This window comes from Pseudomonas sp. QD4 (genome assembly GCF_049199125.1).
GTDB lineage: Bacteria > Pseudomonadota > Gammaproteobacteria > Pseudomonadales > Pseudomonadaceae > Aquipseudomonas.
The window spans coordinates 1,355,623-1,373,032 of the sequence record NZ_JBLZOM010000002.1; the positions used below are offsets into that span (position 1 = coordinate 1,355,623).

Consider the following 17,410-nt stretch of genomic DNA (forward strand, 5'->3'; position numbering starts at 1 on the left):
ACAGGCATCATGAATAGCCAGCTATTGGTTTAGAAAAAACTGAACTAATGATTTGAACCTGCCTATTCTTCCTGACCGCGCCGGCTGCTTAAGATCGACGCCAGAGTGAGCAGCCCACGCGCTGCACCCGACGAGACCGGATCCACAGAGACCCGGCTCAAAGCATGTCTTTTGCTACTGCCGTACACAGCATTGCGCCGGCCAACCGCCGCCGTGGTGCTTTGAGTAGCCCGAGGCATCTTTGAGGTTCGCCGATGAAACTGGAAATATTCCGCACACTCTGGGGTTATACCGCGAGCAAGGCCCAGGCCCTGGACGAGCTGCTGGCCGCCGGCTTCGACGGCATGGAAGCGCGCTTGCCCCTGGAAACCCGCGATCGCACCGAATTCGGCGCCTTTCTGCGCGCCAATCACCTGCCCTATATCAGCACCGTGTTCAGCGCCTACGAGGTGCTGCCCAAGCAATCGGCGGCGCCCGCAGAACACTTGCAGGACCTTGATCGCAAACTGGCCTGGGCCGCCGAACTGGGGCCGCGTTTCGTCAACGTGCTGGCGGGCAATGACCGCTGGAGCCTGGCGCAACAGGTGGAGTTCTTTGGCCAGGCCCTGGAACTGGGGCGCAAGCACGGCCAGTTCTGCAGCTTTGAAACCCACCGTTCGCGCTCGCTGTTCAACCCCTGGCTGACCCTGGACCTGATCCGGCAACTGCCCGACCTGCGCTTCACCAGCGACATCAGCCACTGGATCGTCACCTGCGAGCGCTTGCTGGACGACCCCCATGACGACCTCAGCCCGTTCGTCGAGCGCGTGCACCACATCCAGGCCCGGGTCGGCTATGACCAGGGCCCGCAGGTCCCCCACCCCGGCGCCCCGGAGTACGCCCGCGAACTGGCGTTCCACCAGCAGCACTGGGAGGCCATCTGGCGTTCGCAGCAAAGCCGGGGTTACCCGGTCAGCACCCTGACCCCGGAATTCGGCGCCGACGGCTACCTGCATCACCTGCCCTTCACCAATGTCCCGGTGGCCGACCTGTGGTCGCTGAACCAGTGGATGGCCCGTACCGAGCGCCAGCATTTCGACCGCTTCCATCACTCAACCCAGCCATGAGGGGCTTGCGCCATGCCCGATAAAACCAATCACGCCAAGGCCAACTTCAGCAGCATCCCGGTGGTGGATATCGCCGGCCTGTTCAGTGTCGAGCTGGAGCATCGCCTGGCGGTCGCCGAGCAACTGGGCGCGGCCGCCAGCGAGGTGGGGTTTCTCTACATCACCCACCACGGCATCGCGCCGCAACTGATTGCCGATCTGCGCCAGGCCGCCAGGGACTACTTCGCCCAGCCGCTGACGGCCAAGATGCAGCACTACATCGGCACCTCCCAGAGTCACAAGGGCTTCGTGCCCGAAGGCGAAGAGGTGTACGCCAAGGGCAAACCGGACCACAAGGAGGCCTTCGACATCGGCTTCGAAGTGCCGGCCGACGACCCGCTGGTGCTGGCCAACACTCCGCTGCTGGGCCCCAACGACTGGCCGACACTGCCGGGTTTCAAGGACGCGGCCCAGGCCTATTACGCTGCGGTGTTCGCCCTCGGCCGGCGACTGTTCGGCGGCTTCGCCCTGGCCCTGGGCCTGGCGGAGGACTACTTCGACGCCCTGGTCACCCACCCGCCATCCAAGCTGCGGCTGATCCATTACCCGTTCGACGACACGGCCCAGGATGCCCCGGGCATTGGCGCCCACACGGACTACGAGTGCTTCACCATCCTCATGGCCGATAAACCCGGGCTGGAGGTGATGAACGACCAGGGCCAATGGATCGACGCACCGCCGATCGCCGACGCCTTTGTGGTGAACATCGGCGACATGCTCGAAGTCATGACCGCCGGCACCTTTGTCGCGACCGCCCACCGCGTGCGCAGCGTCAGCGAGGAGCGCTATGCCTTCCCGCTGTTCTATGCCTGCGACTTCCATACCCAGATCAAACCGCTGCCGCAATTCGCCAAGGCCAACGCCGAGTACGAACAGATCGCCATTGGCGAGCACATGTACGGCCAGGCCTTGCAGACCTACCAGTACCTGCGCCGGCGCGTGGAAAACGGCGAGATTCGCTTGCCGGACAAAGCCCGCAAGCCATCGAGTTTCGGTCACCTGAAACACCAGCCCCAACCGTCCTGATTGCCTTCGCCCACCCCTGGAGTGCCACCCCATGCTCAACAAAAACAACCTCGTGCGCCTGACCCTGCTCACCGCCGGCCTGCTCGCCGCCGGCACTGCCCTGGCCAGCACCGCCACCCCGGGCCAGCTGAAGATCGGCATGGAAATCACCTACCCGCCGTTCGAGTCCTATGACAGCGACAAGAACGTGATCGGCTCCGACCCGGAACTGGCCCACGCCCTGGCCAAGCACCTCAAGGCCAAGGCCGAGTTCGTGGATACCAAGTTTCCCAGCCTGATCCTCGGCCTCAACGCCGGGCGCTATGACGCCATCATCTCCGGCATGTACATCACCCCCGAGCGCCAGACTCAGGCCCTGACCATCGCCTACGCCAAGACCGGCGCGGCGATCATGGCGCCCAAGGACAGTGGCCTGAACCCGCAGACCCCGGAAGACCTGTGCGGCCTGAAAGTCGGGCTCGAACAGGGCACCACCTGGGTCGGCCAGTTGCAGAAACTCTCCAGCGACTACTGCGTGCCCAACAACAAGGGCGCGATCAGCGTCAGCGAGTACCCCTCGGCCCCTGAAGTGACCCAGGCCCTGCTCTCGAAAAACATCCAGGCCCAGGTGGAAATCGCCGGCGCGGCGAAGATGATCGCCGAGCGCACCAATGGGCGGGTGGTGGTCACCACCGCGCACCCGATCTACCAGCAAACCCTGGGCATCTTCGTCAAGAAGGGCAACGACGCCACCTACAAGGCACTGCAGGAAGCCTTTGCCGAGAGCCGCAAGAACGGCGACTACGCGGCGATCCTCAGCAAATACAACCTGGAGCCGGTGACCGAGTAACCGGCGCGGCGCGCAAGGATGCGCTCCGGACTGAACCGCGATCGAGGGCACCGCGCCCGTCTTGAAGCCTGCGATCCGAGCGGCTGAGGTAGTTATGCAATTCGACTGGTCCTATTTTTTCTCCCTGTTTTCCCTGCCGAGCTTCTGGCACGCCTGCGTCACCGTGGTCCAGCTCAGCGCCCTGGCCTGGTTTATCGGCATGCTGCTGGGCTTTCTCCTGGCCTCGGCCAAACTCTCGAGCACGCCCTGGATCCGAGCCCCGGCGGCGGTCTATATCTGGTTTTTCCGCAGCATCCCGCTGCTGGTGCTGGTGGTCTTCGTCTACAACCTGCCGCAGCTGTTTCCCGTTACCGGCGCGGTGCTGTCCAACCCCTTCTACTCCGGGCTGTTCGCCCTGGTGGTGACGGAAGCGGCGTACATGGCGGAGATCCATCGCGGCGGCCTGATCTCGGTGGCCAAGGGGCAGAAGGAAGCCGGCCGCGCGCTGGGCATAGGCCTGCTGGGCCTGCAACGGCTGATCGTCATCCCCCAGGCCTTTCGCATCTCCCTGCCCACCCTGATCAATGAGTACATCACCGTGGTCAAGCTGACCTCGCTGATCTCGGTGATCTCCCTCACCGAGTTGCTGACCGTCGGCCAGCGCCTGTACGCGCAGAACTTCCTGGTGATGGAAACCCTGGCCGCCGTGGCGGTGTATTACGTGCTGATCGTCAGCGTGTTCGGCTGGCTGCTGCAGCGCCTGGAGCAACACCTGGATCTGAACCTGCGCAAGCCCCAGACCCTGGACGCGGCCAGCGTCGCCCGGCTCAAGGCCCACACCCGGCAGCAACCCACCCAACTGCGCGCGGAACCCGGTCCCGGCAGCCCCCCGGCCTTGCAGTTGCAGAACATCCACAAGCGCTACGGCGACCACCAGGTGCTCAAGGGCATCGACCTGCAGGTCGCCAGCGGCCAGGTGATCTCGATCATCGGCCCCTCCGGCTCCGGCAAGACTTCATTGATCCGTACCGTCAACGGCCTGGAGCGCATCGACCAGGGTGAAATCGTGTTGTTCGGCAACAGCTTTATCAACGCCGGTGACAACCTCAACAGCCCCCAGGTGCGCGACGGCGTGCGCCACATCGGCATGGTGTTCCAGAACTTCAACCTGTTCCCGCACCGCTGCATTCTCGACAACATCACCCTGGCGCCGCGCTACCACGGCGTCAGCCAGAGCCTGAGCGAGCAACAGGCCTACGCCCTGCTGGACAAGGTCGGCCTGCTGGCTCACGCCCGCAAATACCCGCACCAGTTGTCCGGCGGCCAGCAGCAGCGAGTCGCGATTGCCCGGGCCCTGGCCATGGAGCCGGCGATCATGCTGTTTGACGAGCCCACCTCGGCCCTCGACCCGGAGCTGGTGGGTGACGTGTTGAATGTGATCCAGGACCTGGCCCGCGAAGGTATGACCATGCTGATCGTCACCCACGAGATGGACTTTGCGCTGTCGATTTCCGACCGGGTGATTTTTATGGAGGACGGCCATATCCAGCTCGACGCCAGTCCGAGCGCGATCCGCCAGGAGGCCGCAGGCGAGCGGGTCCGGCGCTTCATGGGCCTGGAAGCGCCAGGCGAGGCGCCACGCACCCGTGCCGGGTAACGAGGCGGGTTGCTCGCCCGGGGCCTAGCCCAGCTCCAGCATCAGGCCGCTGAGGCGCTTGACCTTGCGCCGCACGGCCTCTTCAAACACCCCCGCGCGGGGCTCGATCAGGCTGAACCAGTCCTTGGCGCGGGTGATGCCGGTGTAGATCAGTTCCTTGGTCAGCACCGGGTTCAGGGCGTCCGGCAATATCAGCGCGGTGTGGGCGAACTCCGAGCCCTGGGATTTGTGCACGGTCATGGCGTACACGGTTTCCACATCATTGAGCCGGCTCGGCAGCACAAAGCGCACCCCGCCCTGGCCATCGTTACGCGGAAAGGCCACACGCAGCACCAGGCGCCCGGCCTCCGGCCCCTCGTGCTCGGGCAGTTTCAGGGCAATGCCAATGTCGCCGTTCATCAGGCCCAGGCCATAGTCGTTGCGGGTCATGAGCACCGGACGGCCTTCGTACCATTGCTGCTCGCTGTCGATCAGCCGCGCCTTGAACAAGGCACTGGTCACCCGCAGGTTCAAACCCTCGACGCCCCACGGTCCCTTGCGCACCGCACACAGCAACTGAAACTGGTCGAAGGCCTTGAGCACGTCCCGCGCCCAGCGGGTCCAGAGCGGATCCTCAAGGGCGGTGCCGGCCGGCGGTCGCTGGCTGCGCAGCAGACTCAGGTAATGCCGGTAGCCTTGCGGGCCGTCGCCATGGCCTTCGAGCAGCAGGCGCTCCAGGGCACGGTCCTGCTCGCCCTTGAGGCTCAGGGCATAGAGGTCGGCGTGGCTGCGGGCCGCCAGCAGGCGCCGCGCCTCATCGGCCTGCTGCTGGTTGACCCAGCGCGCCAGCTGGCCGATGCCGCTGCCTTCGCCGAAGCGCCGGGAATGACGCAGCATCACCACCTGCTGGGCCAGAGGATGGGTCTGCCCGTGGTCTTCCTGCAAGCCGCTGGCGGCGAGGTTTTCGCCGCTGATGGCCTGCAACCAGTCACGGGTCGCCGGGCTGTACCAGCCGGCTTCCGCATCGCGGCACAAGTCGCCAAGCACCGCTCCGGCTTCCACCGAGGCCAGTTGGTCCTTGTCACCCAGCAGCACCAGCCGCGCATGCATCGGCAAGGCATCGAGCAGGTTGGCCATCATTTCCAGGTCGATCATCGAGGCTTCATCCACCACCAGCACGTCCAGTGGCAGGCGATTACCGGCGTGATGCCGGAAGTGCCGGGTGCCCGGACGATTGCCCAGCAAGCGGTGCACGGTGGTCACTTCACTGGGGATTTTCTCGCGCACACTGTCGGCCACGGCCAGGGAACGCACCTGCAGGCTGATGGACTCGGTCAGGCGCGCAGCGGCCTTGCCGGTGGGCGCGGCCAGGCGAATCCGCAGCGGCTTGCCGGCCTCCACCGCCGGCGCCTGGAGCAAAGCCAGCAAGCGCACCACGGTGGTGGTCTTGCCGGTGCCCGGGCCGCCGGTGATGATGCTGAACGCCCCCCGGGTGGCCAGGGCGCAGGCAAGCTTCTGCCAATCAATCGGCCCCGCCGCCTTGGCCGGACCGAACAGGCCGTTCAAGCGTTCGGCCAGGTCCACAGGCGTCGGCTCCTGCAGCGCCAGGCGCTGGCGCAGGGCCAGGTCGATACGGCGCTCATAGGCCCAGTAGCGACGCAGGTACAGGCGCTTGCCCGACAACACCAACGGCCGCTGCCGAGCCTCCTCGGCACCATCGGCCGCCAGTGCCACCAGGCGACTGGCCGCCAGGGCCTTGCACCAGTGAGCGCCGTCGAGGCTGGCCAGCACGTGGGACGGCAGCAGCGCACCGCCCTGCAGGTCGCCTTCGGGGGGCAGGGACAGGGCGAAGTCAGGCTCCTTGAGGGTTTCGAACAGGTCCAGGCACACATGGCCGTGGCCCAACTGATGGCTGGTCAACGCCGCCGCCATCAGCACCAGCGGGTCGCCGTCGGGTTCCAGCTCATGCAGAAAGCCGACAAACGCCTTGTCCAGGGCACGCAGCCAGCCGCGCTCCAGCCACCGATCGAGCAACAGCATCAGGTCGCCGGCACGGGCCAGCGGCGCCAGGTCGGGTTGCGGCGCGGGCGCCAGGGGCGTCAGCAGGTCATCGTTCATAGCAGTACTCCCTGTTCCCAGGCGGGCTCAGCCTTCGGCAGTTCGGGCTTGCCCTGGAACATGCGGTCCAGGCGTTCGATCAGCTCCCGTGGCGGCCGGGCAAACACCAGCCCCTGGCTGGCCGAACGGGTGCCGCGCAAAAACAGGTAGAGCGCGCCGCCCATGTGCCGGTCGTAATCGTAATCGGTGAGACGGGCCTGCAACTGGCGGTGCAGGGCCAGCAGGTAGAGCACGTATTGCAGGTCATAGCGGTTGTCGAGAATCGATTGTTCCATGGCCTGCTCGGTATAGGCCGCGTCGTCCACGCCGAGCCAGTTGGATTTGTAGTCGGCCACGTAATAACGGCCCTGATGTTCGAACGTCAGGTCGATAAACCCCTTGAACATGCCGTTGAGCAACACCGGTTCGGCCGTGACCCGAGGCACGCCGTGGTGGGTGTGCTGGCGCACCAGTTCATCGAGCTTGAGCACGTCGACCTTGTGGCTGGCAAACCAGAACTCCATCTCCACCCGGTACTCGGTCAGTTGACTGAGCACCACCGGCGGTTGCCCCGCGCCGACAGCCAGAGGCGCCTGCAACAGGTGCTGCATCCAGTCGCTCAGGGTCGGGATCCAGCCTTCCCAGCCACGCCGATTGCAACGCCGGGCGATGGCATCCTCGATGGCCTCGGGGTCGGCGGCGAACCCGTCTTCCCCGGCCCACTCCAGCAAGCCATGGAGAAAGGTCCCCGGGTTCGGCCCCCGCGGGAAACGATGGATATCACCGCCGCTGGCCGCGACCTCACGGGGCGCATCGGGGTCGAGTCGTTCATCGTCGAACAGCTTTTGCGCCTGCGGGTTTTCCGGTGCCTCGGTGCCAGCGCCCAGGCTGTCGCTGATGCGCAGAGCACTGTAGGAAGCGATCCACCAGTTCTCCGCAGCACGTCGGTTCGGCAGCAGTACCGCCAGCAGGCTGGCGTCGTTGCGCGGCGGGGTAAAGCGGTTGTCCCAGGCCTCGGGCATGGGCTCGACACCGAGCGCCTCGCAGCCCTCCTGCAGATCGTCCAGCCAGCGGTTCAGGCCAGCGGACTCATTCAATACCGCACCGCCCCCCAGCAGATAGCCGAGGGCCGAGAGGTGCAGCACCGAGCTGTTATTGCTGCCGCGCTTGAGGTCGGTGACGCCCAGCCAGCAGGCGTGTTGCGCCCGGGTCAGGGCCACGTACAGCAGGCGCAGATCTTCAGCCAGACGCTCCTCGTCAGCGCGGGCAATCAGCTCGGGAGTCGGGCGCAACGTCACCTGGGCCTTGCCCGCGGCGTCGTGGTAATGCAGCGGCAGGCGGCTGCCATCCACCGGTTTGGCCGAACAGATAAACGGCAGGAACACCAGTGGGTATTCCAGCCCCTTGGACTTGTGGATGGTCACCACCTTGACCAGTTGCTCGTCGCTTTCCAGGCGCAGGATCTGCTCTTCACCGGCCTGCCCGGACAACGCCAGATGCTCGGCCAGGTGACGGATCAACGCCTGTTCACCATCCAGCTCCGCCGCCGCTTGCTGCAACAGTTCAGACAGGTGCAGCAGGTTGGTCAGCACCCGCTCGCCATCGCTGCGGGCGATCAGGGCCTGGGGCAGCTGAAAGTCATGCAACAGGCGGCGCAACATCGGCAACACGCCCTGAGTGCGCCAGATCGCCCGATAACCACGGAACTGCATGACCCGGGCTTCCCAGGCCAGTTCGTCCTGGTTCAGCCGCTCCAGCTCCGCCAGGGGCAGGTTCAGGGTCAGCGACGCCAGGGCCGCACGCAGCGGGCGTTCAACGTCCGGCTCGGCACAGGCCTTGAGCCAGGTCAGCAGGTCACGGGCTTCCTGGGCGGCGAACACCGAGTCCTTGTCCGACAGGTACACGCTACGCACGCCACGGGCCGCCAATTCAGCGCGCACGGCCTGGGCCTCTTTACCGTCGCGCACCAGGATTGCGATATCCGCTGGCAGCAGGCCCCGCAGCGCCTGGCCGTCCCGGGCAAAGCCGCTACGGCCCTGCTGGCCGCCATTGAGCAACTCGACAATCTGGCTGGCGCAGGCACCCGCCAATTGCTGTCGATACACCACCCCGGACAACGGCTGTTCGGCCGACAAGTGCCAGAGATTCATCGCCGCAACGGCCTGGCCGTCGATCAGCAACTGTTCCTTGCGCCCCTGGGACTCCACCGGCAGAAAGGGCACCGGGTTGTCGCCATCCGGCTCGCGAAAGAGAAAGGCGCCATGGCCCTGCTCCCGCACTTCGGCACGCTGAAACACATGATTGACCGCACTGACCATGGCGTGGCTGGAGCGGAAGTTGGTACCCAGGGTGTGCAGGCGGCCACTGGTGGCCTGGCGTGCGCGCAGGTAGGTGTAGATGTCGGCGCCGCGAAAGGCGTAGATCGCCTGCTTCGGGTCGCCAATCAGGAACAGGCCGGTGTCCGGATTGTTGTCCTCGATGCGGTAGATGCTTTCGAAGATCCGGTACTGCACCGGGTCGGTGTCCTGGAACTCATCGATCAGCGCTACGGGAAATTGCTCGCGGATCAGGGTTGCCAGGCGCTCGCCGCCGTCTGCCTGCAAGGCCGCGTCCAGGCGCAGCAGCATGTCGTCGAAGCCCATCTCGGCCCGCCGCCGTTTCTCTTCCTCGAATCGCGTTCCGACCCACTGTGCCGCGTGCTGCAGCACCGCCGCATCCGGGCTGGGCAAAGCATCCAGGCTGGCCTTGAGCTGGGGCATGGCGTCCAGCCCGGGGTGGCGCGGAGCCTCGCCCTTCCAGGCCTCGCTCATGCCGTCGGCGGTCAGGCGGCTGAAGCCGGTGCCGATGTCCAACTGCTCGGCACTTTCATCCTGGGCCCAGGCGCTGATCTTTTCGAACCAGGGCTCGAAGTACCGGGCCTGCATCTTGCGCCCATCGACGCTCTTGCTGGCCACGCCTTGCAGGCAGATCTCGCGCAACTCGGCGGCCCACTGCACCCAGGGCGCCTTGAGCTCGACCAGCGCCTGGCGACGCTCCTGCAGGCAGGCTTCGATCAGCTCGCTGGGGGATTGGGTTTGCGGCTCCCGGCGCTCGCTGCCAAACAATGCCCGCACTCGCGGCAGCAGCGCCGCCGGCCCGCCCCAGTTGGCCCGTACCCAATTCAGCGCATCGCCCTGCATCGGGTAGCAGAACAGCCGCCAGTAATCGCGCAGCACTTCGCCCAGCAGGTCGCTGTGGTCGGTTTCCAGGGTCTGGGTGAACAGGCTGCCGCTGTCGAACGCGTGCTCGCGCAACATGCGCTGGCACCAGCTGTGGATGGTCGAGACCGCCGCCTCGTCCATCCATTGCGCGGCAATGTCCAGGCGGTTGGCGCAGGCGGCCCAGTGCTCGGGAGCGAACTGCGCGCGCAGGTCGGCAATCAGGCTATCGCTGGCAGCGATCTCGTCACGGAAGAACCGTGCGGCCTCGGCCAGGCGCGTGCGGATGCGCTCACGCAGCTCCTTGGTCGCGGCGTCGGTGAAGGTCACCACGAGGATTTGCGGCGGCAGCAACTCCCGGCCAAAACCGGCCGGCTCGCCACCGTGGCCCAGCACCAGGCGCAGGTACAGCGCGGAGATGGTGAAGGTCTTGCCGGTGCCGGCGCTGGCCTCGATCAGTTGGCTGCCACGCAGCGGGAAGGCCAGGGCCAGGGGGACTTGCTGGGTCATGCATCGGCCTCCGTGCTGAGGGCTGAACGCCAGGGCGCGGTGAGCAGCGGGCGATAGAGTGTCTCGGCCCAGCCGCTGAAACTTTCGTCGGCGACCAGGGCGTTGTAATCGGCGAATTGCCGGGCCAGGGCCGGGCTCTCGCGGCGCTCGCCATCGGTGGTCTGGCCATCGCCTTCATAGGCTTTGCGCGCGGCGCCTTCGGCCTTGAGCGGGTCGCTCTGGCCCAGCCAGGCGAACGCGGTTTTCACCGCCACCGGCAATGGCTGGCGCATCCCGGCCTGCCAGGCCAACAGCAATTCGCCGAGGCTGTCGAGCGCCGCTTGCTGCTCCAGGGCCGGCAACAGCAGGCTGTCGTCACTGGCCACCAACGCGGTGCTTAACGGGTAGCCGCTGGCACAGGCCACCAGGTGATTGACCCACACCCGAATCAGTCGGTGCCACTTGCGGGTCTTGATCGAGCCGATGCTGTTAGGGATGGCGGTTACCGACAACAGGCCGCCGTCGCCGCGCTGATGCAGGCCGCTGAGCCAACCCTCCAGGCGCACGCCCTTAAGCTCCAGGGAGACCGGCAAGGCGCTGGTCACCGGGGTCGGCCACAGGCTGAGCAATTGCTGGTAGCGCTGCAACAGGTCCGGCAGCGGCTCGATCAGCTCGCGCTGCAGGCACTCGCCAAAACCGGCCATGGGCAACAGGCCACTGGCTTGCAGCCGTTGTGCCTGGGCCTGCAAGGCCTGCTCGGGGTGCTCGGTATCACCGAGGGCAGCTTCCAGCAGGCTGTCGCTGAGGCTGTAACGTTGCAGAGCGTCGAGGACGAAAGGCTCTTCATCGGCCAACGGGGCTTCCAGGGCTTCGAAGAACACCTTGAGCCGCTGGCTGAAAAAGTGCCGCACCGGGTTGCGCAAAAAGTCCTGCAACTGCCCCAGGCTCAGGGGTTCTTCCTGGACGTAGGGCGCCAGTTGTTCCGAATCCGTTTTCGGGTCGTGCTGCTGATGCAGCAGTTGCCACTCACGGGCATAACTGAACAGCGCATCGCCCTCATGGAAATAGCGGGCGCTGAAAGGTTGCAGCGGATGCTCCTGGGTCATGCCTTCCAGCAGAGGCGCCTCATCGACCAGGGACCAGCCGCTGGCCAGGTGGTCGCGCAGCTGACCGATCAGCACCGAGGCCGGGCGTTCGCTGTTGTCACGAATGCTGCGCCCGACCCAACTGACGTACAGCTGGTTGCGCGCCGAGAGCAAGGCTTCGAGCAACAGATAGCGGTCGTCTTCACGGCGGGAACGGTCGCCGGGGCGGTAGTCGCTGCCCATCAGGTCAAAATCCAGCGGCGGCTGGGCACGCGGGTAATCGCCATCGTTCATGCCCAGCAGGCACACCAGCTTGAAAGGGATCGCACGCATCGGCATCAGGGTGCAGAAGTTCACCGCACCGGCGAGAAAGCGCTGGGACAGGCGTCCCTGGTCGAGCCCGGCCAACCAGGCTTCGCGCACCACGGTCAGGGGTAGCTCGTCTTCCAGGCCGACCGACTGGCAGGTCTCGAGCCAGGTTTCTCGCAGGTCTTCCAGCTGGCTCAGCAGGTAGTCGTCGTGCTCGGTCTCCGCCAGGAAAAACAACTGCATCAGCCCTTGCAGGCGCTCGCCCCACTGCTGCGGCGTCGCGGCCTCCGTCAGTTGCCCATAGGCCACTTGCAAGGCGTCGAGCAGCGCCACCAGTGGGCCGATCAGCGCCGCGTCCAGGCCGCCGATTTCGTCGTAGGGTTCAATACCATCGCAAGCGGCGGAGCGGCCCACGGCGTAGCCCAATAACATGCGGCGCAGGCCGAAACGCCAACTGTTTTGCTCCAGCTCCTCGGGCAGCCCCAGCTGTGCACGCTGCTCGGCGCTCATGCCCCAGCGGATGCCGGCGCCTTCGATCCAGCGGTGCAGGGTCGGCAGGTCGGCTTCATCCACGCCAAAACGCGCACGCAAGGCCGGAACATCGAGCAGGTCGAGAATCTCACTGACCGGGAAGCGGCTGTCCGGCAGCTTCAGCAAGTGCTCCACGGCGATCAGCAACGGGTCGCGCCCGCGCTGGCCCTGGTCGGTCAGGGTGAAGGGGATAAAGCGTCGGTCATCGCGTTCCAGCTGCCCGAACACCGCACGGATATGTGGGGCGTAACTGTCGATGTCCGGAACCATCACGATCACATCACGAGGGCGCAGGTCGGGATCGGCACTGAAGCGGGCGAGCAACTGGTCGTGGAGGATTTCCACCTCGCGCTGGGCGCTGTGGGCAATGTGAAAACGGATCGACTGATCCTGCGTCAGATCGATCGCCGGCCAGTGTTCGCGGGTCTCGTTCAATGGGCGCAGTTCGAGGATGTCGTCCTGCAATTGATTGAGCATGTTCTGCGGCTGGTTTTCGCTGAACAGGTCGATGCGCCCATCGCGAAAGGCCGCACGGTAGCTGCTGGGGTCGTCATAACTGTCGAGCAGGCTGATGTAGTCACGGCCCTGTTTGCCCCAGGCGGCCAGCAGCGGATGCGCATGCTGATGCAGGGTTTGCGGGTCGAGGGCAACGGGCATGCCGGCCTTGCGCGCCTGGCGCTTGTATTGATGCCGCAACAGGTCTTTATCGGCGACGATGTCGGCCCAATGGTGACGACATGGGTTGTGCACGCAAAGCAGCACCTGGCTGAATCGCGCCAATCCCGCCAAGGCTTCCAGGGCCTGGGCCGGCAGCGAAGAAATCCCGAACACGATCACCCGCGACGGCAAGCCCTTGGGCGCGACATCCAGCTGGTTGATGCGCTCGATAAAGCGCTGGTGAACCCCGGCCCGACTCTGTGCCATGCCTTCGGCCCCGACATCCAGCAGCAAGGCTCGCCACAACTCGGCCTGCCAGCAGTTGGCAGGGGTCAGCGGCTTGGCCTCGCCTCGACCATTACGCAATTGATGCCGGCCTGCGGCCCAATCTTCCAGCCAGTCGGCGCGGTACACCTGGTATTGGTCAAACAGATCCGCCAGGCGCTCCGCCAGTTGGTAGCGCTTACGCAGGTCGGTGTCGTGGGTCAGGAAGCGTTGCAGGGGCTCGAAGTGCGGCTGATCGATCAGTTCGGGCAGCAGGCGCATCAGGCGCCAGGTCAGCGGGGCTTTATCCAGCAGGGACTTGGGCGGGATTTCATCCCGTCCCAGCACCATGCGATACAACTGCCACATAAAACTGCCCGGCAGTTGCACATCGATGGCGGCGGCAATACCGCAGCCTCCCAGGTCGTCGTCCTGTGGGTCTTCCGCCAGGGCCAGCTTCAACCATTGGGCGATGCCGTTGCTCTGCACCAGGGCGATTTCATTTTCCAGGGGCGCCAGGGGGTAACGCCGCATGACGCTGATCACCAAGCTGCGCAGCTCATCCAGGCTGTTGCTCTGGACCACCATAAAACCAGCGTTGAGGGACGTAGCGTCCGGCATAGAGGCTTCCTTGGAAAATGCACAAGCGAGGGTGGGACTTTAGCAGTGAGAGCAGCAGTAAGCTTCAAGTGGATAGCGGCAAGCGCGAGTCGAACGAGATGCCTGTAAGGTCGCCCCCGCACAGCCAGCACTTTCCTGCGCGCAAAAACAAAACCCCTGATTGCGTTAGCAATCAGGGGTTCTGGAATTTAATCTTGACGATGACCTACTCTCACATGGGGAAACCCCACACTACCATCGGCGATGCATCGTTTCACTGCTGAGTTCGGGATGGGATCAGGTGGTTCCAATGCTCTATGGTCGTCAAGAAATTCGGGTACTGAGTCGTGACCAGATGGTCTCGCTTCAGCAAATTGGGTATGTAATAGATTTGTGTGTTTCTCTCGAACTTTCGGTTCGTTTCGTCTTCACACACCGCAATCAGGTTCTTCTTACGAAGTTACGAGATTGCTTGGGTGTTATATGGTCAAGCCTCACGGGCAATTAGTATTGGTTAGCTCAACGCCTCACAGCGCTTACACACCCAACCTATCAACGTCGTAGTCTTCGACGGCCCTTCAGGGAACTCAAGGTTCCAGTGAGATCTCATCTTGAGGCAAGTTTCCCGCTTAGATGCTTTCAGCGGTTATCTTTTCCGAACATAGCTACCCGGCAATGCCACTGGCGTGACAACCGGAACACCAGAGGTTCGTCCACTCCGGTCCTCTCGTACTAGGAGCAGCCCCTCTCAAATCTCAAACGTCCACGGCAGATAGGGACCGAACTGTCTCACGACGTTCTAAACCCAGCTCGCGTACCACTTTAAATGGCGAACAGCCATACCCTTGGGACCGGCTTCAGCCCCAGGATGTGATGAGCCGACATCGAGGTGCCAAACACCGCCGTCGATATGAACTCTTGGGCGGTATCAGCCTGTTATCCCCGGAGTACCTTTTATCCGTTGAGCGATGGCCCTTCCATACAGAACCACCGGATCACTAAGACCTACTTTCGTACCTGCTCGACGTGTCTGTCTCGCAGTCAAGCGCGCTTTTGCCTTTATACTCTACGACCGATTTCCGACCGGTCTGAGCGCACCTTCGTACTCCTCCGTTACTCTTTAGGAGGAGACCGCCCCAGTCAAACTACCCACCATACACTGTCCTCGATCCGGATAACGGACCTGAGTTAGAACCTCAAAGTTGCCAGGGTGGTATTTCAAGGTTGGCTCCACGCAGACTGGCGTCCACGCTTCAAAGCCTCCCACCTATCCTACACAAGCAAATTCAAAGTCCAGTGCAAAGCTATAGTAAAGGTTCACGGGGTCTTTCCGTCTAGCCGCGGATACACTGCATCTTCACAGCGATTTCAATTTCACTGAGTCTCGGGTGGAGACAGCGCCGCCATCGTTACGCCATTCGTGCAGGTCGGAACTTACCCGACAAGGAATTTCGCTACCTTAGGACCGTTATAGTTACGGCCGCCGTTTACCGGGGCTTCGATCAAGAGCTTCGCGTTAGCTAACCCCATCAATTAACCTTCCGGCACCGGGCAGGCGTCACACCCTATACGTCCACTTTCGTGTTTGCAGAGTGCTGTGTTTTTAATAAACAGTCGCAGCGGCCTGGTATCTTCGACCGGCATGAGCTTACGGAGCAAGTCCTTCACCCTCACCGGCGCACCTTCTCCCGAAGTTACGGTGCCATTTTGCCTAGTTCCTTCACCCGAGTTCTCTCAAGCGCCTTGGTATTCTCTACCCAACCACCTGTGTCGGTTTGGGGTACGGTTCCTAGTTATCTGAAGCTTAGAAGCTTTTCTTGGAAGCATGGCATCAACCACTTCGTCACCTAAAAGGTAACTCGTCATCAGCTCTCGGCCTTAGAATCCCGGATTTACCTAAGATTCCAGCCTACCACCTTAAACTTGGACAACCAACGCCAAGCTGGCCTAGCCTTCTCCGTCCCTCCATCGCAATAACTAGAAGTACAGGAATATTAACCTGTTTTCCATCGACTACGCTTTTCAGCCTCGCCTTAGGGACCGACTAACCCTGCGTCGATTAACGTTGCGCAGGAAACCTTGGTCTTTCGGCGTGGGTGTTTTTCACACCCATTGTCGTTACTCATGTCAGCATTCGCACTTCTGATACCTCCAGCAAGCTTCTCAACTCACCTTCACAGGCTTACAGAACGCTCCTCTACCGCATCACTTACGTGATACCCGTAGCTTCGGTGTATGGTTTGAGCCCCGTTACATCTTCCGCGCAGGCCGACTCGACTAGTGAGCTATTACGCTTTCTTTAAAGGGTGGCTGCTTCTAAGCCAACCTCCTAGCTGTCTAAGCCTTCCCACATCGTTTCCCACTTAACCATAACTTTGGGACCTTAGCTGACGGTCTGGGTTGTTTCCCTTTTCACGACGGACGTTAGCACCCGCCGTGTGTCTCCCATGCTCGGCACTTGTAGGTATTCGGAGTTTGCATCGGTTTGGTAAGTCGGGATGACCCCCTAGCCGAAACAGTGCTCTACCCCCTACAGTGATACATGAGGCGCTACCTAAATAGCTTTCGAGGAGAACCAGCTATCTCCGAGCTTGATTAGCCTTTCACTCCGATCCACAGGTCATCCGCTAACTTTTCAACGGTAGTCGGTTCGGTCCTCCAGTTAGTGTTACCCAACCTTCAACCTGCCCATGGATAGATCGCCCGGTTTCGGGTCTATTCCCAGCGACTAGACGCCCTATTAAGACTCGCTTTCGCTACGCCTCCCCTATTCGGTTAAGCTCGCCACTGAAAATAAGTCGCTGACCCATTATACAAAAGGTACGCAGTCACAGAACAAAGTCTGCTCCCACTGCTTGTACGCATACGGTTTCAGGATCTATTTCACTCCCCTCTCCGGGGTTCTTTTCGCCTTTCCCTCACGGTACTAGTTCACTATCGGTCAGTCAGTAGTATTTAGCCTTGGAGGATGGTCCCCCCATATTCAGACAAAGTTTCTCGTGCTCCGTCCTACTCGATTTCATGACTAAGAGATTTTCGCGTACAGGGCTATCACCCACTATGGCCGCACTTTCCAGAGCGTTCCGCTAATCTCAAAGCCACTTAAGGGCTAGTCCCCGTTCGCTCGCCACTACTAAGGGAATCTCGGTTGATTTCTTTTCCTCAGGGTACTTAGATGTTTCAGTTCCCCTGGTTCGCTTCTTGCACCTATGTATTCAGTACAAGATACCTAACTTATGTTAGGTGGGTTCCCCCATTCAGACATCTCCGGATCAAAGTCTGTTTGCCGACTCCCCGAAGCTTTTCGCAGGCTACCACGTCTTTCATCGCCTCTGACTGCCAAGGCATCCACCGTATGCGCTTCTTCACTTGACCATATAACCCCAAGCAATCTGGTTATACTGTGAAGACGACATTCGCCGAAAATTCGCGATTAAACTCACAAATTTTACCTTAGCCTGATCCGTTACCAGTGAAAGTAACGTTCAGTCTATCTTTCTATCACATACCCAAATTTTTAAAGAACGATCTAGTCAAAGACTAGAAATCAACATTCACCATCACTT

The 17,410-nt window shown here is 62.5% G+C and carries 7 protein-coding genes and 3 rRNA genes (1 of these 10 cut by a window edge); 4 read left to right on the forward strand and 6 right to left on the reverse strand.

The window, feature by feature from the left end; translation table 11 throughout:
* Nucleotides 1-254: 254 nt before the first annotated feature.
* The 4 genes from ACOZJV_RS17240 (at nt 255) to ACOZJV_RS17255 (ending at nt 4,636) form a co-directional block, all read left to right on the forward strand.
* The gene (locus ACOZJV_RS17240; protein WP_078474063.1) at nt 255-1,106 is read left to right on the forward strand and encodes a sugar phosphate isomerase/epimerase family protein; all 852 of its coding nucleotides are present in this window, start codon (nt 255-257) and stop codon (nt 1,104-1,106) included.
* A gap of 12 nt (nt 1,107-1,118) precedes the next feature.
* Nucleotides 1,119-2,171, forward strand: coding sequence for an isopenicillin N synthase family dioxygenase (locus ACOZJV_RS17245; RefSeq protein ID WP_421548104.1), 1,053 nt, complete (start codon nt 1,119-1,121; stop codon nt 2,169-2,171).
* 31 nt (nt 2,172-2,202) lie between these two features.
* Nucleotides 2,203-3,000 carry an ABC transporter substrate-binding protein gene (locus tag ACOZJV_RS17250; RefSeq protein WP_078474065.1) on the forward strand — a complete coding sequence of 266 codons (798 nt, stop codon included), beginning with the start codon at nt 2,203-2,205 and terminating at the stop codon, nt 2,998-3,000.
* Nucleotides 3,001-3,094: 94 nt separating this feature from the next.
* Complete coding sequence (locus tag ACOZJV_RS17255) at nt 3,095-4,636, forward strand: amino acid ABC transporter permease/ATP-binding protein (protein ID WP_421548105.1); 1,542 nt, start codon at nt 3,095-3,097, stop codon at nt 4,634-4,636.
* A 24-nt stretch (nt 4,637-4,660) separates the two neighbouring features.
* On the opposite strand, the gene recD is transcribed toward ACOZJV_RS17255, so the two are convergent.
* The 6 genes from recD to ACOZJV_RS17285 form a co-directional block, all read right to left on the reverse strand.
* Nucleotides 4,661-6,733, reverse strand: coding sequence for an exodeoxyribonuclease V subunit alpha (gene recD, locus ACOZJV_RS17260; protein ID WP_421548106.1), 2,073 nt, complete (start codon nt 6,731-6,733; stop codon nt 4,661-4,663).
* Entirely contained in the window at nt 6,730-10,419 is a 3,690-nt protein-coding gene (gene recB / locus ACOZJV_RS17265) for an exodeoxyribonuclease V subunit beta (RefSeq protein ID WP_421548107.1), read from the reverse strand. The genes recD and recB overlap by 4 nt, the downstream gene beginning before the upstream one ends.
* Entirely contained in the window at nt 10,416-13,865 is a 3,450-nt protein-coding gene (gene recC, locus ACOZJV_RS17270) for an exodeoxyribonuclease V subunit gamma (RefSeq protein ID WP_421548108.1), read from the reverse strand. The genes recB and recC overlap by 4 nt, the downstream gene beginning before the upstream one ends.
* Nucleotides 13,866-14,057: 192 nt before the next feature.
* A 5S ribosomal RNA gene (gene rrf / locus ACOZJV_RS17275) occupies nt 14,058-14,173 on the reverse strand.
* Between the two features lie 154 nt (nt 14,174-14,327).
* Nucleotides 14,328-17,219: ribosomal RNA gene (locus tag ACOZJV_RS17280) — 23S ribosomal RNA — on the reverse strand.
* 147 nt (nt 17,220-17,366) lie between these two features.
* Nucleotides 17,367-17,410, reverse strand: a 16S ribosomal RNA gene (locus ACOZJV_RS17285); it runs 1,543 nt beyond the window's last position.
* Together the 16S, 23S and 5S rRNA genes form the textbook arrangement of a ribosomal RNA operon.

What these genes read in the sequence shown, in the direction of transcription:
- ACOZJV_RS17240 (WP_078474063.1), top strand. Translation starts at nt 255, where the DNA reads ATGAAACTGGAAATATTCCGCACACTCTGGGGTTATACCGCGAGCAAG.
- ACOZJV_RS17245 (WP_421548104.1), top strand. Translation starts at nt 1,119, where the DNA reads ATGCCCGATAAAACCAATCACGCCAAGGCCAACTTCAGCAGCATCCCG.
- ACOZJV_RS17250 (WP_078474065.1), top strand. Translation starts at nt 2,203, where the DNA reads ATGCTCAACAAAAACAACCTCGTGCGCCTGACCCTGCTCACCGCCGGC.
- ACOZJV_RS17255 (WP_421548105.1), top strand. Translation starts at nt 3,095, where the DNA reads ATGCAATTCGACTGGTCCTATTTTTTCTCCCTGTTTTCCCTGCCGAGC.
- recD (WP_421548106.1), bottom strand. Translation starts at nt 6,733, where the DNA reads ATGAACGATGACCTGCTGACGCCCCTGGCGCCCGCGCCGCAACCCGAC.
- recB (WP_421548107.1), bottom strand. Translation starts at nt 10,419, where the DNA reads ATGACCCAGCAAGTCCCCCTGGCCCTGGCCTTCCCGCTGCGTGGCAGC.
- recC (WP_421548108.1), bottom strand. Translation starts at nt 13,865, where the DNA reads ATGCCGGACGCTACGTCCCTCAACGCTGGTTTTATGGTGGTCCAGAGC.